General features: G+C 67.5%; 20 protein-coding genes. 19 read left to right on the forward strand and 1 reads right to left on the reverse strand.

Annotated elements, in window-relative coordinates:
- The first annotated feature begins 66 nt into the window (after positions 1–66).
- The 6 genes from C8D03_RS24275 to C8D03_RS24300 all read left to right on the forward strand — a co-directional run bounded on the left by C8D03_RS24275 (position 67) and on the right by C8D03_RS24300 (position 4,978).
- Positions 67–1,209 (forward strand): ABC transporter substrate-binding protein, encoded by a 1,143-nt coding sequence (locus C8D03_RS24275; RefSeq protein ID WP_108050421.1) that lies wholly within the window; start codon positions 67–69, stop codon positions 1,207–1,209.
- A complete protein-coding gene (locus C8D03_RS24280; RefSeq protein WP_108050424.1) occupies positions 1,206–1,967 on the forward strand; it encodes an ABC transporter ATP-binding protein in 762 nt (253 codons plus the stop codon). Before C8D03_RS24275 ends, C8D03_RS24280 begins: the two co-directional genes overlap by 4 nt.
- Complete coding sequence (locus C8D03_RS24285) at positions 1,936–2,901, forward strand: branched-chain amino acid ABC transporter permease (RefSeq protein WP_108050426.1); 966 nt, start codon at positions 1,936–1,938, stop codon at positions 2,899–2,901. The genes C8D03_RS24280 and C8D03_RS24285 overlap by 32 nt, the downstream gene beginning before the upstream one ends.
- Positions 2,898–3,701 (forward strand): ABC transporter ATP-binding protein, encoded by an 804-nt coding sequence (locus tag C8D03_RS24290; RefSeq protein ID WP_108050428.1) that lies wholly within the window; start codon positions 2,898–2,900, stop codon positions 3,699–3,701. Before C8D03_RS24285 ends, C8D03_RS24290 begins: the two co-directional genes overlap by 4 nt.
- Positions 3,694–4,572, forward strand: coding sequence for a branched-chain amino acid ABC transporter permease (locus C8D03_RS24295; RefSeq protein ID WP_181301219.1), 879 nt, complete (start codon positions 3,694–3,696; stop codon positions 4,570–4,572). The genes C8D03_RS24290 and C8D03_RS24295 overlap by 8 nt, the downstream gene beginning before the upstream one ends.
- Before the next feature lie 73 nt (positions 4,573–4,645).
- Entirely contained in the window at positions 4,646–4,978 is a 333-nt protein-coding gene (locus tag C8D03_RS24300; RefSeq protein ID WP_108050432.1) for a cupin domain-containing protein, read from the forward strand.
- A 40-nt stretch (positions 4,979–5,018) separates the two neighbouring features.
- Here C8D03_RS24300 and C8D03_RS24305 read toward each other — a convergent pair whose 3' ends face one another.
- On the reverse strand, positions 5,019–6,002 hold the full coding sequence (locus tag C8D03_RS24305; RefSeq protein WP_108050434.1) for a GlxA family transcriptional regulator: 984 nt from the start codon (positions 6,000–6,002) through the stop codon (positions 5,019–5,021).
- Between the two features lie 124 nt (positions 6,003–6,126).
- On the opposite strand from C8D03_RS24305, the gene C8D03_RS24310 reads away from it, so the two are divergent.
- From C8D03_RS24310 to C8D03_RS24370, 13 genes are all read left to right on the forward strand, one after another.
- Positions 6,127–6,957 (forward strand): alpha/beta fold hydrolase, encoded by an 831-nt coding sequence (locus C8D03_RS24310; RefSeq protein ID WP_108050436.1) that lies wholly within the window; start codon positions 6,127–6,129, stop codon positions 6,955–6,957.
- Between the two features lie 176 nt (positions 6,958–7,133).
- A complete protein-coding gene (locus C8D03_RS24315) occupies positions 7,134–8,009 on the forward strand; it encodes a polysaccharide deacetylase family protein (RefSeq protein WP_108050438.1) in 876 nt (291 codons plus the stop codon).
- 211 nt (positions 8,010–8,220) lie between these two features.
- Entirely contained in the window at positions 8,221–9,615 is a 1,395-nt protein-coding gene (locus C8D03_RS24320) for an amidohydrolase family protein (RefSeq protein WP_181301221.1), read from the forward strand.
- Positions 9,616–9,721: 106 nt separating this feature from the next.
- Positions 9,722–10,615: a LysR family transcriptional regulator gene (locus C8D03_RS24325; RefSeq protein ID WP_108050442.1), complete on the forward strand. Its 894-nt coding sequence runs from the start codon at positions 9,722–9,724 to the stop codon at positions 10,613–10,615.
- Between the two features lie 137 nt (positions 10,616–10,752).
- Entirely contained in the window at positions 10,753–12,330 is a 1,578-nt protein-coding gene (locus C8D03_RS24330) for an ABC transporter substrate-binding protein (protein ID WP_465246456.1), read from the forward strand.
- Positions 12,331–12,379: 49 nt separating this feature from the next.
- Positions 12,380–13,339, forward strand: coding sequence for an agmatinase (locus C8D03_RS24335; protein ID WP_108050444.1), 960 nt, complete (start codon positions 12,380–12,382; stop codon positions 13,337–13,339).
- Between the two features lie 2 nt (positions 13,340–13,341).
- Positions 13,342–14,652, forward strand: coding sequence for a Zn-dependent hydrolase (locus C8D03_RS24340; protein WP_108050446.1), 1,311 nt, complete (start codon positions 13,342–13,344; stop codon positions 14,650–14,652).
- Between the two features lie 244 nt (positions 14,653–14,896).
- Positions 14,897–16,132, forward strand: a complete 1,236-nt coding sequence (locus C8D03_RS24345; protein ID WP_108050448.1) for a RidA family protein — start codon at positions 14,897–14,899, stop codon at positions 16,130–16,132.
- Positions 16,129–16,800 carry a DUF1028 domain-containing protein gene (locus tag C8D03_RS24350; protein WP_108050450.1) on the forward strand — a complete coding sequence of 224 codons (672 nt, stop codon included), beginning with the start codon at positions 16,129–16,131 and terminating at the stop codon, positions 16,798–16,800. Before C8D03_RS24345 ends, C8D03_RS24350 begins: the two co-directional genes overlap by 4 nt.
- A 26-nt stretch (positions 16,801–16,826) precedes the next feature.
- Positions 16,827–18,329 (forward strand): ABC transporter substrate-binding protein, encoded by a 1,503-nt coding sequence (locus C8D03_RS24355; protein WP_108050452.1) that lies wholly within the window; start codon positions 16,827–16,829, stop codon positions 18,327–18,329.
- 114 nt (positions 18,330–18,443) lie between these two features.
- Entirely contained in the window at positions 18,444–19,400 is a 957-nt protein-coding gene (locus tag C8D03_RS24360) for an ABC transporter permease (RefSeq protein ID WP_108050454.1), read from the forward strand.
- Positions 19,390–20,280 (forward strand): ABC transporter permease, encoded by an 891-nt coding sequence (locus tag C8D03_RS24365; protein WP_210203958.1) that lies wholly within the window; start codon positions 19,390–19,392, stop codon positions 20,278–20,280. The genes C8D03_RS24360 and C8D03_RS24365 overlap by 11 nt, the downstream gene beginning before the upstream one ends.
- 4 nt (positions 20,281–20,284) lie before the next feature.
- Positions 20,285–22,156: a dipeptide ABC transporter ATP-binding protein gene (locus C8D03_RS24370; RefSeq protein ID WP_108050456.1), complete on the forward strand. Its 1,872-nt coding sequence runs from the start codon at positions 20,285–20,287 to the stop codon at positions 22,154–22,156.
- The last annotated feature ends 117 nt before the right edge of the window (positions 22,157–22,273 follow it).

A 22,273-nucleotide genomic window follows, 5' to 3' on the forward strand; every position in this document is an offset into this window, starting at 1 on the left:
ACCAAGAAAAAGGCGGGGCCTCGCAGCGAGGCCACCAGCCCAAGCCAGAGACAACCGGGAGGACAGATGATGAAGCATATTCTCTTTGCAGCGGGGTTGACCGCCGGCATCGCGGTCGCCGGCGCACAAGGCGTCCACGCCCAGGAACCCTACAAGATCGGCGTCTCGGCCGGCCTCACGGGCTATGCCGCGACGGTCGATCGCGCCTGGCGCGACGGCGTCGAACTCGCAGTCGCGGCGGTGAACGCCAAGGGCGGCGTGATGGGCCGCAAGCTCCAGGTCGTGGTCGAGGACAACCGCTCCGAACCGCAGGAATCGGTGACCGTCTACCGGAAGATGCTGAGCTCCGACAAGGTCGACGTCTTCATCAGCGGCTGCGTCTCGGCCGGCAATTTCGCCGCGGCCGGCCTGGTCGTGCGCGCCAAGGTGCCGATGATGCTGTGCTCGATCCTGCCGCAGCAGCCGGACCATCTGCAATGGGCCTTCACCACCCTGCCGCCGGCCGGCTTTGAGGTCGACAAGCGCCTGGAATACCTCAAGGAGAAGACGCAGATTCGCAAGATCGCGGTGCTGCACGACCCGACCCCCTACGCCAATCTGCAGAAGGGCGTGGCCGAGCGCAATGCCGCGAAGTTCGGTCTCGAGGTCGTCTCGGTCGACCAATACAAGCAGGACGATGCCGATCTCAGCGTGCAGATCAGCAAGGCCCGCGCGGCAGGTGCCGGCGCGATCCTGAAGATCGGCCTCGGCGGCACCACCCTGACCGCCGCCAAGAACATCAAGCAGCTCGGCGCCGATATGCTGCTGCTGACCAGCCTCGAGGATCTGGCCGTGTTCGGCCCCGTCTCCGAGGTGCTGGGCGACAAGTTCTTCTTCGTCGCCTCGCCGTCGCAGGTTTACGAGGCGCTGGCCGAGGGCGACCTGAAAAACGGAATCAAGGCCTTCCTCGATCCGTGGCGCGAGAAGTTCAAGGACCGTGATCCGAACTGGGCCTCGCGCGGCTGGGACGGCGTCATGCTGACCGTCGCGGCCATCGAGAAGGCGAAATCCTTCGAGGGCGAGAAGCTGCGCGCGGCCTATGAGGAGCTGACCGGCTTCCAGGGGACGACGGGCATGTACAACTTCCGGCCCGACTTGCATCAGGGCATCACCCGCAACCCCTTCGTGCTGGCGACGATCGAGGCCGGCAAGGTCAAGGTGGTGCAATGAGCCTCGCGGTCGCGGCCAAGACGCAGGTGAATTCGGCTCAGCCGAGCTTTGCACCTCCCATCCTGGCCGCGACCGGCCTCTCGGCACGCTACGGCCACGTCCATGCGCTGCATGGGGTCGATCTGCGCATCGGAGAAGGCGAGCTCGTCGCCGTGCTCGGCCCCAACGGCGCCGGCAAGTCGACGCTGCTGCGCGCGATCATGGGGCTCTCCGCCAATAGCGGCGAGGTGCGCTTCCGGGACGAGGTGCTGCCGCGGCACGATACCGTCGCGGTCGCCTCGCGCGGCATCGTGCTGGTCCCGGAGGGGCGCGGCCTGTTCGCCCCGATGAGCGTCGCGGACAATCTCGAACTCGGCGCCTATCGCCTGCGCGACAAGGCCGAATTCAACCGCAGGCGCGAGCGCGTGCTGACGCTGTTCCCGCGCCTGAAGGAACGGCTCGGCCAGGCCGCCGGCTCGATGTCCGGCGGCGAGCAGCAGATGCTCGCGCTGGGCCGGGCGCTGATGGCCGGGCCGAAACTCCTGCTGCTGGACGAGCCCTCGCTCGGCCTGGCGCCGCGCGTCACCGGGGAAATCCTGGAGACGCTCGGCCTCCTGAACCGCGAAGGCCTGGCGATCGTGCTGGTCGAGCAGAAGGCGCCGCTGGCGCTCGAACTCGCAGCCCGCGTCTACCTGCTTTCGCTCGGGCGCATCGTCGCCGAACTCGATCCGCGTGACATCACCTCCCATGACGATCTCGCCCAGCACTACTTCGCCTGAACGGCGCCCGCTCAGGCTGGTCGGCCTGCTGCCCTGGCTCTTCGCCGGGCTGGTCGTCGGCTATGCCATGATCGTCGGCGGCTATGCCGCGACGGTCGTCTCCTTCGCCCTGATCTATGCGGTCTTCGTGACGGGGCTGAATCTGTTCATGGGCTTCGCCGCGCAGGTCTCCTTCGGGCAGAACGCCTTTGCCGCGATCGGCGGCTATCTCTCGGCCGTGCTGACCGCGACCCATGGCTGGAGCCCGCTGCCCGCCATGGTGCTCGGCATCGTCGCAGCGGTCCTCGCCGCCGCCATCGTCGGCTTCCCGGCGCTCCGGCTGAAGGGCCATTACCTCGCCATGGGCACGCTCGCCATCGGCCTGATCACCTATGAGATCACGGTCGAATGGCAGTCGGTGACGCAAGGATATATGGGCATCTCCGGCATCCCGCCTTTCGGCATCGGGCCTTACGAAATCACCTCGGACCGGGGCCAGCTCATCCTGCTTTCGCTCGTCGTCGGAGCTTGCGCCTTTGCCGCCGCGCGCATCCGCCGCTCGCGCTTCGGCCGCGCGCTCTCTGCGGTCGCCGGCAGCGAGGAGGCGGCGACCGCGCTCGGCATCGACGTCGCGCGCTACAAGCTGCTCGCCTTCCTGCTCTCGGCCGGCTTCGCGGCGCTGGCCGGCTCGCTCTTCGTCCATGTCGTCGGCTTCGTCAGCCCCGAGGTGTTCGGGCTGCACATGGTCATCGTCACCTTCACCATGCTCTATGTCGGCGGCATCGGCACGGTTGCCGGTCCTCTGGTCGGGGCGCTGATCGTCAGCTTGCTGCCGGAGACCTTCCGCGCCTTCAAGGACTATCAGGACCTCGCCTATGGCGCGGCGCTGATCGTGCTGCTGATCTATGCGCCGCGCGGCCTCGCCAGCCTGTTTGCCCCGCGAGGCCGCTCATGAGCCGGCTTCGCCTGGAAGGCGTGACGCGCCGCTTCGGCGGGCTCGTCGCGGTCGACGACGTCTCGTTCGAGGTTCCGGCCGAGGGTGTCACCGCCGTGATCGGCCCCAATGGCGCGGGCAAGACCACGCTGTTCAACCTGATCTCGGGCTTCCTGCCGCCGAGCGCCGGCCGCATCCTGTTCGAGGGCCGGGACATCACCGGCCGCCCGCCAGCCGAGATCGCCGCCGCCGGGCTGGTGCGGACCTTCCAGCTCGTCAAGCTGTTCGAGGACCTGAGCGTGCTCGACAACGTCAAGGTCGGCTGCCACCTGCAGGGCAAGGCGGGGCTGTTTTCGGCGTTGCTGCGGCCGGCCTCCGCGCGTCGCGAGGAAGCCGGGGTCGATGCCCGCGCCCGCGAGTTGCTGGCCTTCGCCGGGCTGTCGGCCTTTGCGGACGAGCCGGCGTCGGGCCTGCCCTATGGCCGCCAGCGCATGCTCGAACTGGCGCGCGCCATGGCGGCGGGGCCCCGGCTGATCCTGCTCGACGAGCCGGCTGCCGGGCTCAACACCGAGGAATCGGCGGCGCTGTCGCGGATCATCCGGCGCATCGCCGAAGACGGCACCAGCGTGCTGCTGATCGAGCACGACATGACGCTGGTGATGAACACGGCCGACCGCGTCGTGGTGGTCGATTTCGGCCGCAAGATCGCGCAGGGCACGCCGGCCGAGGTGCGCGCCAACCCTGCCGTGATCGCGGCCTATCTCGGCACGGGCAAGCCTTCGGCAGATGCGCCCGCCACGCAGGAAGCGTCTCATGGCTGATTGGTCCTATATCCCCCAGGTTCTGGTCAGTGGGCTCGGCATCGGCTGCGTCTACGGGCTGATCGGCATCGGCTTCTGCGTCATCTACAACGCCAGCGGCATCGTGAACTTCGCCCAGGGCGCGTTCGTGATGCTGGGCGGCATGATCACCCATATGCTGTTCGTGCGGAGCGGCGTGCCGCTTCCGGTGGCGGCCCTGATCGCGATCGCCGCGGTCGCGGTGCTCGGCGTCGCGATCGAGCGCGTCGTCGTCAGGCCTTTGTGGAACCGCAAGGCGACGATGTTCGTGATGATCCTGGCGACGCTCGCCGCCCAGATCGTGATCGAGAGGCTCACCCTGATCGCGGTCGGTGACCAGCCCAAGACGCTGCCCGTCTTCACCGACCGGCCGCCCGTGATGATCGGCTCCGTCGCGATCGGCTACCAGCTCATCTGGATCGTCGGCGGCTCGCTCGCGATCGTCGCGGCGCTTGCGGCATTCTTCAGCCTGACCAAGACCGGCAAGGCAATGCGCGCCTGTTCGATCAACCGCGAGGCGGCGGCGCTGCAGGGCATCCCGGTTTCGCGCATGCTGGCGCTCGCCTTCGCGCTTAGCGCGGCGCTCGGCGCCGTCGCCGGCATTCTGATCACACCGACGCAGTACACCGCCTTCAATGTCGGTGTGCCCTTCGCGATCAGCGGCTTCATCGCCGCGATCGTCGGCGGCTTCGGGCGGCCCTTCGGCGCGTTTCTCGGCGGGCTTCTGCTCGGCCTGCTGCAGGCACTGGCCATCGTCGGCTTTGGCGCCGGACTGAAGAACGTCGCGGCGCTATCGGTGCTGCTGCTGTTCCTGTTCATCCGGCCGTCGGGAATCCTCGGCGCGGCCAAATAGCCGGTCGCGCAAATAGCCGGCCGACATCGACCACGGCCGAACGGCCATCCCCCTCTTCAATCGGAGATCCGCCATGGACATTCACAAGATCGACTGGAGCCAGATTCCGTGGACGCCGGTGCGCCCGGGCGTCGACCGCAAGGCCTTCTCCGGCAATGCCGCGACGGTCGCGCTGCACCGGCTGATGCCCGGCCATGAGCCGAAGCCGCATAGCCATCCCCATGAGCAGATCGCCTATATCGTCAGCGGCACGATCCGCTTCTTCATCGGCGGCGAGGAGCATCTGATCGGCCCTGGCGGGCTGGTCCTGATCCCGTCCAATGTCGAGCATTGGGGCGAGGTCGTCGGCGACGAGCCGGTGATCAATCTCGACGTGTTCACGCCGCGCCGACCGGAATACGCCTGAGCTGTAGCGAGATCGCATCGACTTTCGGGCCGATGCCTCGTCAGGCGGCGACGCCGAAGCGGCTTCGGTAGTCGCCCGGCGACAGCCCCGTGACGCGCTGGAACAGCTTGCGGAAGGCAGCGGCGTCGCCATAGCCGACATCCCAGGCGATCTGCGCGACCGGGCGCCGACTCAGTTCCAGCGCCTCGCGCGCCTTGGCGATCCGGATCTGCTGGGCGTATTCGGTCGGGCGCAGGGCCGTCGCCTTGCGGAAGCGGCGCAGGAAGGTGCGCTCCTCAAGCCCGGCCCGCTTCGCCAGCGCCGGCACGGCATGATCCTTCGCGCCCGTCGCCTGCAGCCAGTGCTGCACCTTCAGGATCGCCGCATCGCCATGGTCGAGGCGCGGCACGAAAGTACTATAGGGCTGCTGCGTTCGACCGGGCGGATCGACGAGCAGGAAGCGCGCCGTCGCCAGCATGACACTCGGTCCCAGCAGCCGCTCGACCAGCGTCAGCCCGAGATCGGCCCAGGCAAGGATGCCACCGGCCGTGATGATGTCGCCATCGTCGATGACCATGCGGTCGGTCTCGACGCGGATCGCCGGGAAGCGCTCGGCCAGCGCTTCCGCAAAGGCCCAGTGCGTGGTCGCGGAGCGACCCTCCAGCAGCCCCGTCTCGCCGAGCACGAACGCCCCGGCGCATACCGAGCAGAGCGTCGTACCCTCGGCATGGCGCGCAGCCATCCATGCGGCAAAGCCGTGCATCGGCTGCATCTTGCCCGGCATGACGAGGCTCGGCGGCGCGATCAGGTGCCCCGGCCTGTGCGGTGCGCCGGGATGGCTGTCGAAGGCGCATTCGACCTCGGCCCCACCGGTGCCCTGCCGCCAATGAGTCACCCGGATCAGCGGCGCATCGGGTCCGCCGCGCGCCAGGCTCATCTCGCCGGCGATCCGGAACAGGTCGGTCAGGCCATAGACGGCGGCTAGCTGAACGTCGGGGTAGTGGATGATGCCGACCTCGGCGATAATCGTCTGACCTATCGTCATGCTGTCATTTTTGCCCCTGCACATTGTCGGTTCTGCCAAGCGCCACCATGCAGGGCGACGCCTATAACGTCCACATCGAACGGCGACGATCCTGCCGCCCCGAACAGCCGAGAGGGACAAGACGATGAGCACGATCACCACGAAGGATGGCACCGAGATCTTCTACAAGGACTGGGGCCCGAAGACTGCGCAGCCGATCGTCTTCCATCACGGCTGGCCGCTCAGCGCCGACGACTGGGACAACCAGATGCTCTATTTCCTCGACAAGGGCTTCCGGGTGATCGCGCATGACCGCCGTGGCCATGGCCGCTCGACCCAGACCGCGACCGGCAACGAGATGGACACCTATGCTGCCGACGTCGCCGAACTGGCCGCTGCGCTCGATCTGAAGAACGCCATCCATATCGGCCATTCCACCGGCGGCGGCGAAGTTGCGCATTACGTCGCCCGCGCCGAGAAGGGCCGCGTCGCCAAGGCCGTGCTGATCGGTGCCGTGCCGCCGGTCATGGTCAAGTCGGAGAAGAACCCGGGTGGCCTGCCGATCGAGGTCTTCGACGGCTTCCGCGCCGCGCTCGTCGCCAACCGCGCGCAGTTCTATGTCGATGTCCCCGCCGGCCCGTTCTACGGCTACAACCGGGACGGCGCGAAGGTCTCGCAGGGCGTCATCGACAACTGGTGGCGGCAGGGCATGATGGGCGGCGCCAAGGCGCATTACGACTGCATCAAGGCCTTCTCGGAGACGGACTTCACCGAGGACCTGAAGGCGATCGACGTGCCGGTGCTGGTCATGCACGGCACGGACGACCAGATCGTCCCGATCGCCGACTCGGCGCTGCTCGCGATCAAGCTTTTGAAGAACGGCACGCTGAAGACCTATGAGGGTCTGCCGCACGGCATGTGCACGACGCATCCCGACGTCGTGAATCCGGATCTGCTCGCCTTCATCCAGGCGTGACATGCAGCGCCGGCCGGTCCGCCCGGCCCTATAAACGGCGCGAATAGACCGCGGGAATAAATGATAGCGCGGCAGCGGCCGGCCACCTCGTGGCCGGTCGTTTGTTTGCTATCGTCCCGTCCGCGGGCGGGCAGATGTCACTGCAACCGCTGCCGCTTCCGGACAGAGAAGAAGCCATGACACCCGTCTTTCCGATGCGCATCGCCAACCCCGCCGATCCGGCGCCCGAATTTCCCTGGCCGGCCGGCAAGCGCTGCGCCGTCTTTCCCGCCTTCGACGTCGATGGCGAGACCGCCTGGCTGCAGCATGACGCGGCCAATACCGACCGGCTGGTGACGCTCTCCTTCGGCGGCTACGAGGAGCGTGTCGGCGTTCCCAAGATCCTCGAATACCTCCGCTCGGTCGAGGTCAAGGCGACCTTCTTCATCCCCGGCTGGGTCGTCGACGTGCATCCGAAGATGTGCGAGGCGATCGTCCGCGACGGGCATGAGGTCGGCCATCACGGCTACCTGCACAAGCGGCCGGACCCGGCCGATTTCGCCGAGGACAAGGAAGAGATCGACAAGGCGCTGGAGTCGCTGAAGCGCGTGCTCGGCGTCGTGCCGGTCGGCTACCGTGCACCGTCCGGCGAGAACTACGATCAGTTGCTCGGCTATCTGCGCGAGCGCGGCATCGTCTATTCGTCGTCCTTCCGCGACGACATCCGGCCCTATCGCCACAAGCTGCGCGACGGCTCGAAGGGCCCGGTCGAACTGCCGGTCAACATGTCCTTCGACGACTGGCTCTACGGGCTGTCGCAGCGCTATAGCCCGCGCCCGATGTTCCCGAAGGAGCATGTGCTGTCGATCTGGAACGGCGAACTCGACCAGACCCGCGAATGGGGCGGCCTCGTCACCATGGTGATGCACCCCCAGGTGACCGGCCGGCCGATGCGGATCGGCATCCTGCGCGATTTCCTGGCGCGGGCGCGCGGCTTCGGCGACGTCTGGATCGCGACCGGCAAGGAGATCGCCGAGCACTTCCTCGCCCATGAAAAGGCGGCTGGCCTGTAGAGGGGCAGCCCTCGCCTCAGCCCTCATCCTGAGGAGCCGCAGAACGCGGCGTCTCGAAGGATGCTCCAGATGGTTCCGGAGCCTCCTGAACATCCTTCGAGACGCAAGCCTCACGGCTTGCTCCTCAGGACGAGGGCTGAGGGTGATGGGTCGGCTCTCTCGCGACGGGCGCGAGGTCCAGAATACTGCAACAGAGCTATTGGATACGACCATGGACCTGCTGATCACCGGCGCCACCATCGTCACCTGCGACGACGAGCGCCGCATCCTCGATGGTGCCGCCATCGCAATCTCGGGAGACCGGATCGCGGCTATCGGCGATGCGGCAACGCTGGAGCGCGACTATCCGGCGCATGAACGCATCGACGGGCGCGGGCTTGCGGTCCTGCCGGGCTTCATCAACGCGCACACCCATACCGTGCTGACGGCGCTGCGCGGAACGGTCGAGGATTGGGACGGCGAGATCATCTACCGCTACATGTCGCCGGTCTCCTACACGATGAGCGACCATGAGCGGGCGGTGATGGCGGCGCTCGGCTGCCTCGAGGCGATCCGCAGCGGCACGACGACGCTGGTCGACCCCTTCCGCCATGTCCCGTCCTATGCGGGCGCGATGGCCGATACGGGGATGCGGCTCTGGCTGTCGGAAAGCTGCGCCGATATCGATACGCGCAAGATCCGCTTCGGCGAATACGGCATCGACGAGGCTTTCGGCCGCGTCTTCCTGGAGCGAACGCAGGAGCTGATCGAGACCTGGCACGGCGCCCGCAACGGCCGCGTCAATTGCCAGGTCGCAGCGCATGCACCGGACAACTGCTCGCCGCCGATGCTGGGCAAGATCATGGACCTCGCGCAGCGCCACGGCCTGACGCGAACCTGCCACCTGGCCCAGAGCACCGGCGAGATCGCGGCGGTGAAGGCAGCGCATAACCTGACGCCGGCCGGTTATCTCGACCGCGAGGGCTTTCTCGGTCCGGACCTGACCTGCGCGCACTGGACCTTCTGCACGAAGGACGACATCGCGCTCCTGGCCGAGCGCGGCGTGCACATGGCGCACAACCCGGCCCCCTCCTCGCGCAAAGGTCCACATCGCGTCCTGATCGGGCCGATCCGCGATGCCGGCGTCAACATCGCGCTCGGCACCGACAACATGACCGAAGACATGTTCCAGGCGATGAAGATCGGCATGATCGTGCATCGCGCCGGATATGGCCGCGCGCAGGAGGGCGGCATCGATCCGCAGCCTCAGGCCGTGCTCGACATGGCGACGCGCAACGGCGCGCGCACGCTCGGCGCCGGGACCGATATCGGCTCGCTTGCGCCCGGCATGAAGGCCGACATCACCCTGCTCGACTTGAACCAGCCGGCGATGCGCCCGATCCTGCGGCTGACATCGAACATCGTGAACTACGCGCATCCGGGCGTGGTTCATTCGGTCATCGTCGACGGCGATTTCGTGATGCGCGACCGCAAGGTGCTGACGATCGACGAGCCGGCCCTGCTCGTCGAGGCGCAGGAGGTCACGGAGCGGGTCTGGCGCCGCATGGTCGAGGCCAATGCCGACATCGCCCCGCCGAAGGGCGAGATGCCTTTCCTCGACGCCTGACGGACCACAGCGCGAGGTTTCCAGGATGACGCTTGCGCCCAGCATGGCGCTGGCACATGATTTGCTGGCGAAATAGAGTCGAGCCAACTCTATTCAGAGCCAGAATATGAACCTGCGCCAGATCGAGCTTCTGAGGGCGGTCGTCCGCTGCGAGACCACGGTCCGCGCAGCGCATGAGCTCGGCCTGTCGCAACCTGCGGTCAGCAATGCGATCAAGCATCTGGAGAGCCAGATCGGCTTCCCGCTGTTCGAGCGGGTCAACAACAGGCTGTTCCCGACGGCCGAGGCACGCGAGCTCTGCCTCGACTCCGATCCAATCTTCAACATGCACGCCGCCTTCGAAGCCAAGGTGCAGGATCTCAAGGAGAACCGCACCGGCCATGTCCGCATCATCGCGACGCCGCCGCTCGGCTACAGCGTGATCCCGCTGGCGCTGCGCAACTTCCTCGCCAAACGCCCGAACACGCGGGTCTCCTTCGACATCCGCCGCTTCGAGAACGTCATCGAAAGCGTCGACAACGGGCTGGCGGAACTCGGCTTCGTGCTGGGCTTGAACGATTATCGCGGGCTGGAGGGCGAGTCCTTCTTCTCGGAGCGCATGGTCTGCGTGATGCGGCCGGATCATCCGCTGGCGGCCAGGGAGACGATCACACCCGACGATCTGCGATCGACCTCCTTCATCGCGCTGGAGCGCGGCACGAAGATGGGCACGATCGTGCGACAGGCCTTCGCCGAGGTCGGCGTGCCGTTCCGCTCGGCGGTCGAGGTGCGCTATTGCAACACCGCCTGCATCCTCGCCGAGACCGGCGTCGGCGTCGCGGTGGTCGATCCGCTGTCGCCGCTCTCGGCCAAGAACCTCGCGGTCAGGCGCTTCGAGCCGGCTTCGCTGGTGTCGGCTTCGGTGGTGCGCTCGCGCAAGCGACCGCTGTCACGCGCGGCCGAGGCCTTCCTGCGCGAGGTGCGGATCATCGCCGGCAAAACGGTGCCGCGCCTGTCGTGAAGACCTGAGTATTCGCGCGGCGAATGCCACCCCCGGATTCTTCATAAGCCGGTCCATTGCCTTGTGGCCCGAGGCTGAACCAGTGTCTCGCCCGTCGAAACCTGACGCTGCGGCCTGAGTGCCGCCGGGGCCCCATTATGCTGAATCGCCGCCATCTGCTCGCTGGAACCGCCGCCGCGCTGGTCTCACGCCCTGCGCTGGTGCGCGCCGCCACGGCGACGACGCTGCGCTTCGTCCCGGTGATCGACCTCGCCTTCCCGGACCCGATCTACGCCACCGCGCAGGTCTCGCGCACACACGGCTTCATGGTGTTCGACACCCTCTACGGCATGAACACGAAGCTCGAGATTTCGCCGCAGATGGTCGAGGGCCACAGCGTCGAGAACGACGGCAAGCTCTGGAACCTGACGCTGCGCGACGGCCTGCTCTGGCATGACGGCGAAAAGGTCACGGCGCGCGATTGCGTCGCCAGCATCCGGCGCTGGGCCAAGCGCGACGCGGCCGGCGACGCCCTGATGCAGGCGACCGACGAGCTCTCGGCGCCCGACGATCGCACCATCCGTTTTCGCCTGAAGGCGCCTTTCCCCTATCTGCCCTATGCGCTCGGCAAGGTCTCGGCGCCCGTCGCCTTCATGATGCCGGAGCGTCTCGCCAACACCGATCCGTTCAAGGTCATCCCCGAGGTGATCGGCTCCGGGCCGTTCCGCTTCAAGGCCGATGAGCGCGTGCCGGGCGCGCGCAACGTCTATGAGCGCTTCGAGGGCTACAAGCCGCGCGAGAGCGGCGCCACCGACTGGACGTCGGGCCCCAAGATCGTGAACTTCGACCGCGTCGAATGGACGACGATGCCGGACGCGGCGACCGGCACTTCGGCCGTTCAGGCCGGCGAGCAGGACTGGCAGGAGGCGATGCCGCACGACCTGCTGCCGCTGGTCCAGCGCAACAAGTCGGTGAAGACGGCGGTGCTCGATCCGCTCGGCTTCACCTGCCAGATGCGGGTCAACCACCTGCTGCCGCCCTTCAACAACCCGGCGATCCGCCGCGCCATGCTCGGTGCGATCGACCAGGAGGCCTTCATGATCGCGGTGGCCGGCGACGACCCGGCCTTCCGCCACAGCCCGCTCGGCTATTTCACGCCGGGCACGCCGATGGGCAGCGAGGCCGGCCTCGACGTCTTCCGCGGCCCGCGCGACTACGACAAGGTCAAGCGCGAGTTGAAGGCGGCGGGCTATGCCGGCGAGAAGGTCGTGCTGCTGGTGCCCGCGGACTCGCTGGCGCAGAAGCCGCTCGGCGACATCGCGGCCGACGTGATGAAGCTGGCCGGCATGAATGTCGAATACACTGCGCTGGATTTCGGCTCGGTGCTGAAGCGCCGGACCAACAAGGGCCCGTCCGACCAGGGCGGCTGGAACGCCTTTGTCGGCAACTGGCAGGGCATCGACTGGCTCAATCCGCTGGTCCATTCGACGCTGCGCGGCGACGGCGCCTTCCCCGGCTGGGTGCAGAGCCCGAAGATCGAGGCGCTGCGCGCGCAGTGGCTGGCGACAGGCGATCTTGCGACACAGAAGCGCCTCTGCGACGAGATTCAGGCCACCGCCTTCGAGGAGGTGCCGTATTACCCGATCGGCCAGTACAAGCAGCCGACCCTGTTCCGCAGCGATCTCGCGGGCATGATGAGCGGCACGCCGGTTTTCTGGAACCTGAAGCGCGGCTGATGGCGCGTCCGGCACGAACGACAACGAGAACCGACCAGGGACGCCCCGCATGACGTTGACGACCGCTCCCAAGACCGGCCCCGCGACCTTCCTCTATTCGGAACTCGCGACCGATCTCGACACGCTGCAGGCCGATATCGCGTTCCTCGGCATCCCCTATGGCGATGCCTACAGCTTCGCCGAGATCGTCAACGACCAGACCAACATGCCGGCGGCGATGCGCCGCGCCACTGACCGGATCGTCCGTTCGATCGAGCGCTACGATTTCGACCTGGGCGGGCCGCTCTACGACAACCGGCCGATCCGGACGGTCGATTGCGGCGATATCATCGGCGATTTCCGCGACCTCTCCGGCCATTATCGCAAGGCCGAGGCCGCGATCCGCAAGATCAGGGCGGCTGGCGCCATGCCGATCGTGCTCGGCGGCGACCATGGCGTGCCGATCCCGGTGCTGCGCGGCCTCGACGGCGACGGCCCGATCACGCTGATCCAGGTCGACCAGCATCTCGACTGGCGCCAGGAGGTGAACGGCGTGACCACCGGCTTGTCCAGCCCGATCCGGCGCGCCTCCGAGATGGCGCATGTCGGCGAGATCTTCCAGATCGGGCTGCACGGAACCGGCAGCGCGCGGACCGAGGAGGTCGAGGCGGCACGCGCCTATGGCGCGCATCTGGTCTCCTCCTACGAGGTGCATGAGCACGGCATGCAAGCGGTGCTCGACCGCATTCCCGCCGGGGGCCGCTATTACCTGACCATCGATCTCGACGGCATCGATCCCGCTATCGCACCCGGCGTCGCCGGCCCCTGCCCCGGCGGCCTGACCTTTCCGCAGGTCCGCACCCTGATCCACGGGCTCGTCGGCAAGGGCCGCGTGGTCGGCATGGACGTGGTCGAGATCACGCCGCGCAGCGACGTCAACCAGATCACCTGCATCACGGCCGGCCGCTTCATCGTCAACATGATCGGCGCGGCCGTCCGGGCGGGCTATTTCGAGAAGAGCGCTTCGTGACCATGCTGGCCGCTCAGGCAACGATCGCAGGACGGATTACGCCGGACGCCATCCGCGCCGCCGTGGCAGCTCAGCGCGGCATGGCCGAACGACTGTTTTCGACCCTGGCCGCAGGCAGCCAGGGTCATCCCGGCATCATGCGCGACACCTACGGCGCGGGCGAGAATTTCGGCCACAAGGTGATGGTCGAGGAGGCCGCCGCCGCAGGGCTGGTGGTCGCGACGGATGCCGCCGCCAACACCTATGCGACCTGGCGCGGGGCGGAAGCTGATGCGCCTGCGATCCTGATGGGCTCGCATCTCGACAGCGTGCCGCATGGCGGCAATTTCGACGGCGCGGCCGGCGTCGTCGCCGGGCTGGTCACCATCGCGGCGCTGCGTGAACTCGGCATGCAGCCACGCCGCGACGTCACCGTGATGGGCGTACGGGCCGAGGAGAGCGTCTGGTTCCAGGTCTCCTATATCGGCAGCCGTTCCGCGCTCGGCACGCTCCCCGATGGAGCTCTGGATGCCACGCGCATCGACACCGGGCGCCGCCTCTCCGAGCATATGCGCGATTGCGGCGGCGACCCCGAGGCGCTGCGCAGGGGCGTGCGCGCCCTCGACCCGAAGCGGATCCGGGCCTTCCTCGAGGTTCATATCGAGCAGGCACCGAGCCTGTTCGAGGCCGGCTTCCCGATTGCGATCTGTACCGGCATTCCGGGCAATTTCCGCTATCCCAACGCCCGCATCGTCGGGCGGCACGACCATGTCGGCACGCCGCGCCGCTTCCGTCGCGACGCGGCGATGGCGGGCATGGCGCTCGCCCATGCGCTCGACGAGATCTGGGCCGCGCATGAGGCTGCCGGCACGCAGATCGCCATCACCTTCGGGCGCTTCCACACCGACGCCGCGATGCATGGCCTGACGACGGTGCCGGGCGATTTCCATTTCAGCCTCGATGTGCGGGCCTATGACGAGGCGGTGCTCGCCGGGCTGGAGGCGCAGATGCACAAGGCGATCGGCCGGATCGAGGCCGAGCGCAACGTCAGGTTCGAACTGGGGCAGCGCGCCTCCGCCGCCGTCGGCCCGGTCGATGCCGGCATCCGAACGGCCTTGACGGACGCGGCCGCGAACCTCGGAATCCCCGCGATGCCGCTCGGCAGCCCGGCCTCGCATGATTCAGCCGCCTTCGCGGCGGCGGGCGTGCCGGTCGCCATGCTCTTCGTGCGCAACGAACATGGCAGCCATAATCCCAAGGAGGCGATGGAGATCGACGATTTCATGGCCGCCGCGACCGTGCTGGCCCTTTGGGTCGCAGAGAACGCCGGTTGAGCGCGAGAGCCCGCGCCGCTTTGCGCCGGCCTCCGGGCTGCAGGCCTATAAGCTGAACGAATAATGGCGGCCGGATTTTAATTCGATCACCGGGCGGCTTCTGGCTAGCCTTCCCCGGTGTTCCACGGTTGCCCCTGCCGTGCCGGCGCGATGCCGGCGAGACGACAGGTGCCATTCTTGCATTGCGAACACGGCCTGAAGCGCCTCCTCGCCTGACGTCCGAGGCGCGACCTGCGGAGACAGAATGAATCGCCTCGCCATCGCCTCCTCCGCCCTTCCGGGCATCGCCGACCTGCCGATCGCGGGCGCCGTGCGCGCCGGCGAGCGCGTCTTCCTCAGCGGCGCGACCGCGCTCAAGCCCGATGGCAGCATCGCTGGCATCGGCGACGCGAACGCCCAGACCCATGCCGCGCTCGACCAGCTCGAGGCCGCATTGAAGGCAGCCGGCGGTTCGCTGGCCAGCCTGACCAAGCTCACAACCTGCATCGTCGATCGCGGCTACCGCGCCGATGTCTATGCCGTGATTGCGCAGCGCCTGCCAGAGGTTCGCCCGGTCAGCACCGGGCTCGTCGTGGCTGGCCTCGCGCTGCCGGAGTTGATCGTGCAGATCGATGCCGAGGCCGCGATCCCGGCAGCCCCGCCGCGTCACACCCGGCCCTACACCTTCGAGAGCTGGCACGGTCAGGGCTTCCCCTGGCAGGGCGCGATGGTGCTCGGCACAGACGAGGAGTTCTTCCTGCGCGGCCAGACCGGAGCGGGGCTCGACCATACCGGCGTCAAGGCGAAGGGCCGCGGCGTGGCGGATGCCGCCGCGCAGGCCGACCTCGCCATGGTCAATCTGAAGACCTTGCTGGAAGAAGCCGGCGCATCGCCCGAGGATATCTGCAAGATCACGGTCTATATCTCCGACCGCGCCTATCGCCCGGCTGTCTATCCGATGATCGGCAAGCATCTCGCTGGCGTCCGACCGGTGTCGACGGGAATCGTCACCACCGGCTTCGCGCGCCCGGACATCCTGTTCGAGATCGACGTCACGATCGTTCGCAAGCAGGGCGGCCAGCCGCACCGGCGCCTGCGGACCTATCATTCCAGCGCCGCGCGCTATGGCACGGAGCAGCAACCGCTCGATTGCGAGTTCTGCATGATCGTGATCTCGGGCGACCGCATCACGCTGCGGGGCCAGACCGGGATGGGGCTCGACGAGGTGCTCTACGGCCTCAGCGACGCGAAGGCGCAGGCTGAGAAGGCCATGGACAATGTCGAGACGCTGCTGTCGGAAGCCGGCGCTGCACTCTCCGACGTCGCCAAGGCGACCGTCTACGTCACCGACCGCGCCTTCCTGGCCGACGTCAACGCCGTCGTCCGGCAGCGTCTCGGCGACAACGCCTGCGCATTCACCACGGTCATCGTGAAGGGCCTCGCCAGCCCCGAGCTGCTGATGGAGGTCGACATCGTGGCGATCCGAAAGGGCAACCGATGACGTTCTCGCTCGCCGGACGCTGCGCCCGAACCGGCATGCTGGGCGCGGTCGTGACGACCTCGTCCATCGCCGTCGGCTCGCGCTGCCAGCATGCGGCGGCCGGCGTCGGCGCCGCCCTGACCCAGCACATGACCGATCCGCGGCTGGGCCCGCTGATGCTGGACCTGCTCAAGCGTGGCTACTCAGCCCAGCAGGCGCTCGATGCAGCGGTCGCCGCGACGCCGCGCAGCGACTGGCGACAGCTCGGCGTGATCGACCGGAACGGCCGCACCGCCAGCTTCGGCGGCGCCAGCATGAATCCTAAATTCGCCGAGGTACACGGCCGCGACTGCGTCTCGCTCGCCAACATCGTCCGAACGAAAGAGGTGCCGGTCGCGATGGTGCGGGCTTTTGAGGTCGATCCGGCGGCACCGCTGGCGGCGCGGCTGATCGCAGCCCTCAAGGCGGGCGACGAGGCAGGCGGCGAGTTCAAGCCGCTGGTCTCGACCGCGCTCATCGTCGCCCATGAGCACGCCTTTCCTTACGTGGACCTGCGCGTCGACAGCGATGCCGACCCCATCGCCACGCTCGCCCGGCTCTGGCGCGAATACGAGCCGGTGGCGGACCTCTATGTCACACGGGCGATAGACCCGGACACGGCCATCGCGAACCGGCCGAAACAAAGCTGATCAACCAAGAACGAGGGGATATATCCATGCGACGACTTCTATCCACACTGGCCGTCACGATCGGCCTCTCGACCGCTCTGACGGCCCTGCCGGCCGCCGCCCAGGGGACCGCGCGCGTCGCGCTCGGCACCACGCTGAGCCAGCTCGACCCCGCCAAGACCACGATCGGCGACGAATACGTCTACGTCCATCTCGTCTTCAACGGGCTGTCGCGCATCGACACCGATATGACGGTGAAGCCGGACCTCGCCGAGAGCTGGACGGCCTCCGACGACCTCAAGACCTGGACCTTCAAGCTGCGCCAGGGCGTCAAGTTCCACCATGGCCGCGTGATGGACGCCGAGGATGTCGTCGCCACGATGAAGCGGATCCTCGACCCGGCCACAGGTTCGCGCGCCCGCACCAGCCTGTCGATGGTCGAAGGCGTCTCGGCGACCGATCCGATGACGGTCAAGTTCGACCTCAACATCCCCTATGCCGGCTTCGCCGACATCTTCGCCGACCGTCAGTTGCGCATCGTCGCCAAGGACAAGCTGGCTGAGCTTTCGACCCAGCCGATCGGCACCGGGCCGTTCATGTTCAAGTCCTGGTCGCCGGGCGATCGGCTCGAACTGGTCAAGAACCCCGACTATTTCGAGAAGGGCATGCCGAAGCTCGACGGCGTGACGCTGCGCATCGTGCCGGAATCGGCCGCGCGCATGGCGGCGCTGGAATCGGGCGCCATCGATATCGTCTGGAGCATGCCCTATGAGGCCGTCGACAAGCTCAAGACCAGCGCGACCGCACGCGCCGACAGCGTCTCGACGCCGACCTGGGACGGCGTCATCCTGAACAATGACCGCCCGCCCTTCAACGATGTGCGCGTCCGCAAGGCGCTAGCGCTGACGATCGACAAATCGGCCATCGTCGAACTGGCCCTGTTCGGCCAGGGCGACCCGACCTTCAGCCCGATTCCTCCGAGCCACCCCTACTTCAACACGAGCCTGAAGGCCGGCGCTCCCGATATCGCCCAGGCCAAGAAGCTGCTGGCCGAGGCCGGTTTCCCGAACGGCTTCGACGTCCCGATGCAGGTTCCGCAGGAGCGCGAGCAGCGCGTGCGCGTCGGCGTCGCGGTGCGCGACATGGCGAAGGCCGCCGGCATCCGCATCAATGTCGAGCGCGTGCCCTTCGCCTCCTATTCGGCGAATGTCGCGGGCAAGGCGCAGATGTATGTCGACGGCTACTTCGCCCGGCCGACGATCGATACGGCGATCTATCCATTCTACCATTCGAGCGGAAGCTGGAACAAGCAGCTCTGGATCTACAAGGACGCCCGCGTCGACCAGCTTCTCGACGAGGCCCGCAAGACCAATGACGAGGCCGCCCGCAAGAAGATCTTCGAGAAGTTCCAGGAGATCGCCGAGGAAACCGTGCCCGGCATCATCGCCTACTCGGCCGCGCATGTGAACGGCGTGAGCAAGAAGGTCGAGGGCTTCAAGTCGACCCCGATGCAGTGGCTCGAGCTAAAGAACGTCTCGATCAAGCCCTGAGGCCCGCAACCGCCCATCCTGTCGCGCCGATTGCGCGGCGGGGCAGGATGGGCCTGCAGGCGTCATATACCTCGGCAGACGGCTCAGCCTCGCTCGATGGGGAACCTGTAATCGATGGCCGCTTATATCACACGGCGCCTCGCCTTCGTGGTGCTCGTCCTCGTGGCGGTGTCGATGCTCGTCTTCGGCGTCACCACGCTTTTGCCTGCCAACGTCGCCTATCTGATCCTCGGCTCGTTTGCGACGCCGGAACAGGTGCGGGCGCTGGAGCTGAAGCTCGGACTGACCGACCCGGTCTGGCAGCAATATCTGCGCTGGGCCGGCGGCTTCATCACCGGCAATCTCGGCGAATCGACCCTGATGAACCGGCCTGTCGGGCCGATGCTGCTGGAGGCGATCCAGCGCTCGCTGATGCTGACCGGCCTGTCCTTCGTGCTGATCGCCGTGATCGGCGTGGGCCTCGGCATCGCGGCGGCGCTGCGCCATGGCCGGCCGCTCGACCATGGAGTCTCGGTCGCAACCTATCTCGGCATCGCCGTGCCGGAATTCTTCTGGGCGATCGTCGTCATCATCGTCTTCGCCGCCTGGCTCGGCTGGTTGCCGGCATCGGGGTACGAGCCGATCTCGGCCGGCGTCTGGGAATGGGCCAAGCACCTGATCGCGCCGACGATCACGCTGGTCTTCGGCCATCTCGCCCATGTCTCGCGCCTGACCCGCTCCAGCATGATCGAGGTGATGCAAAGCCCCTACATCACGGCGGCGCGCGCCAAGGGCCTGCCGGAGCGCGTCATCGTCCTGCACCACGCGCTGCGCAATGCGCTGCTGCCGACGATCACGGTGCTGGCGCTCGATTTCGGCCGACTGATGGGCGGCATCGTCGTGATCGAGACCGTCTTCGCCTATCCGGGGCTCGGCCGCCTCGTCGTCTTCTCGATCCAGAACCGCGACCTGCCGACGCTGCAGGCCGCCATCCTCGTCGTCGCCGCGATCTATGCGCTGGCGAACCTGCTGGCCGACCTGCTCTATGCCCGTTTCAACCCCAAGATCAGGTTTGGCCGCAATGTCGCCTGAGCCCGCAACCGCCATGGCCTCCGCGCCGGTGTCCGCCCCTGCCGCACCGCCGCGCAAGCCGATGCCGCTCCAGCTCAAGGCCGGGCTCACGATCACCGGCACCATCCTGATACTCGGCCTGCTGGCACCGTGGATCGCCCCTCACCCCTGGGACACGATCTCGATGCGGACGCGCTTCCTCGCACCGAACGCGACCTACTGGTTCGGCACCGACGAATATGGCCGCGACGTGCTCAGCCGCCTGCTGATGGGCGCAAGGCTCTCGATCGGCATGGGCGTGGCCGCGACTCTCGTCAGCCTTGCGATCGGCGTGCCGATGGGGCTCGCCGCCGGCTATTTCCGCGGCTGGATCGACGAGGCGCTGATGCGCACCGCCGATGTGCTGATGGCGATCCCGCCGATCATGCTCGGCCTGCTCGTGCTCGCGGTGACGCCGCCAGCCTTGTGGAAGACGGCGGTCGCGGTCGGCTTCGTCTACATTCCGCCGATCGCGCGGCTGGCGCGCAGCGTGACGCTGACGCTCGCCAATGAGGAGTTCATCCAGGCGGCGAAAGCGCGGGCCGAGAGCACCTCCTACATCCTGTTCCGCGAAATCCTGCCGAATGCGTGGCCGCCACTGATCGTCGAAGCGAGCCTGCGCGTCACCTACGCCATCCTGCTGGGCTCGGCCCTCTCCTTCCTCGGGCTCGGCGCCCAGCCGCCGAGTTCGGACTGGGGGCTGATGATCTCGGAGGCGCGCTCTTTCCTCGACCGTGCGCCCTGGATCGCGCTCGCGCCTGGCCTCGCCATGTGCCTGCTGGTGATCGGCATCAACCTGCTGGGCGACGGCGCCCGCGAACGGCTCGACCCGCGCCTCAAGGCGCGGCTGGGAAAGGCTTAGAGCCATGCTCGCCATCGACGACCTGACCGTCCGATACCGAACCGCAGGCGGCGAGATCGAGGCCTTGTCCTCCGTGACGCTCCAGGCCCGCAAGGGCTCGACGCTGGCGCTCGTCGGCGAATCGGGCTCGGGCAAGAGCACGATCGCGCTTGCCGCCATGGGGCTGCTGCCGGCCGAAGCGATGGTGCCGTCAGGGCGCATCCTGTTCGACGGTGCCGACATCCTGATGATGGACGCCGAGGCGCGCCGGCAATTGCGCGGCTCGCGCATCGGCCTCGTCTTTCAGGACCCGTTCTCTGTGCTGAACCCGTCATTGCGGATCGGCGACCAGGTCGGCGAAGGTCTCGTGCATCACCGCGGCTACACGCCCGAGCGCGCCTTCACCCGCGCCATCGCGCTTCTCGACGAGGTCGGCATCGTCAAGCCGGAGGCCGTCGCCAAGGCCTATCCGCATGAGCTTTCCGGCGGTATGCGCCAGCGCGCACTGATCGCGGGCGCGCTCGCCTCCGAACCCGAATTGCTCATCCTCGACGAACCGACGACGGCGCTCGACGTCACCATCGAGGCGCAGATCCTCGACCTGCTCGAGGATCTGCGGGCGAAGCGCGGGCTGACGATGGTGTTCATCAGCCATAATCTCGGCGTGGTCCGGCGCATCGCCGACGAGGTCGCGGTGCTCTATGCCGGCCAGATCGTCGAGCAGGGCGCGACCGAAGAGGTGCTGCAGCGGCCGGTGCACCCCTATACCAAGGGCTTGCTCGCCGCGATTCCGCGGATCGGCCGCAAGATGGGGCGGCTCGCCGCCATCCCCGGCCGCCTGCCCGATCTGCGCAGCCCGCCGACGGGCTGCCGTTTCGCGCCACGCTGCCCCTTCGCGACGCAAGACAGCGCGGCGCCGCAGAGCCTGCGTGCGGTCGGCGAGCGGATGGTCCGCTGCAGCTCGGCCGAGGCGCTGCGCGAGACCCCCTGGCCTGTCCAGGAAGACGTCATCCCTGCCGCGGCGACGGCGGTTCCCCATGCATCGGAACCCGTCGTCGAGATCGAGAACCTCACCAAGAGCTTCGTGCTGAGCCGCGGCACGCTGCGCTGGGAGGGCTGGAAGCCGGTGCGGGACGCGGTCAGCATCAGGCCCGTCGACGCCATCTCGCTATCGATCGCGCCGGGCGAGGTCGTCGGTCTGGTCGGCGAATCCGGCTCGGGCAAGACCACGCTGGGGCGCACCATCCTGCGTTTGATCGAGGCCGATTCCGGCTTGATCCGCATCGCCGGCGAGACCGTCTCCGACAAGCCGCAGAAGGCACTGGTGGCAATGCGGCGCGCCGCGCAGATCGTCTTCCAGAACCCGGATTCCTCGCTCAACCCGCGCAAGACGATCCGCGAACTGCTCGGCCGGCCGATCGCGCGCTTCGGTCTCGCGCCGGCCGCCGACATTCCCAAACGCGTCGACGAACTGCTCGATCTCGTCAGGCTGCCGGCGCATTACGCCGACCGCTACGCCCACCAGATGAGCGGCGGCGAGAAGCAACGCGTCGGCATCGCCCGGGCGCTGGCGACGCAGCCGAAGTTCATCGTCTGCGACGAGCCGGTCTCGGCGCTCGACGTCTCGGTGCAGGCGGCCATCGTCAACCTGCTGGCCGATCTGCGCGACCGGCTCGGCGTCGCCTATCTCTTCATCTCGCACGACATCTCGGTGGTCGCCCATCTCGCCGACCGCGTCGCGGTGATGCATCACGGCAAGATGGTCGAGATCGGTGCGGCCGACCAGATCATGCAGGCGCCAAAGCACCCCTACACGATCAAGCTGCTCTCGGCCGTGCCGAGGGTCGACGGCCCGCCGGTGGCGCGCCGCGAGGCTGTCGCGGAAGTCGTCGCCTGAAGGGAACGACTGGCGTTTTTGCTCAGCAGCCGGTGCGCCAGCGCGAATGGCTTGATTCAGGAATCGCTTGCGTTGGAATGCTCAGGTAGCGCCTGAGCATGTTTCCACGGCAAGACG

Origin of the sequence: Bosea sp. 124 (assembly GCF_003046175.1) — a bacterium.
Lineage (GTDB): Bacteria > Pseudomonadota > Alphaproteobacteria > Rhizobiales > Beijerinckiaceae > Allobosea.